This window comes from Marinobacter sp. UBA2498, assembly GCF_002341575.1.
In the GTDB taxonomy this organism is placed as follows: Bacteria; Pseudomonadota; Gammaproteobacteria; order Pseudomonadales; family Oleiphilaceae; genus Marinobacter; species Marinobacter manganoxydans.
The window spans coordinates 1-310 of record NZ_DDOI01000151.1; the positions used below are offsets into that span (position 1 = coordinate 1).

General features: G+C 63.9%; 1 pseudogene. It reads right to left on the minus strand.

The features are described 5' to 3' along the window. A pseudogene (locus tag B2W52_RS21090) lies at positions 1-290 on the minus strand (exodeoxyribonuclease V subunit alpha); the annotation flags it as partial. Positions 291-310: the final 20 nt, after the last annotated feature.

Below are 310 nucleotides of genomic sequence, written 5' to 3' on the forward strand. Positions count from 1 at the left end.
GTATCCAGAGCGAGAGACAGGGTGCGGGCCGGACCGGATTCCGGATCTGCCAGGGGTGATGGCAAAGCCAGGCGGTGCCGGATACCCGCCGCAATGCGTTGTTCGTAGCGCCAGAATCTGCGCAGATAGAGCCGGGTTCCGTTCAGCACCAGGGGTGTTGTATGTGAGCCATCACTTACGGCGCAGGCGCTTTCCAGTATGCTCAAGCATTCCGGCAGCGTTACAAGTGCAAGCACGTCGGCGGGCTTGGGCCGGTCCGGCTCGCTGGTGCCGGAATCGGTGAGCGGCACCTGGACCGACTCCTCTGGCG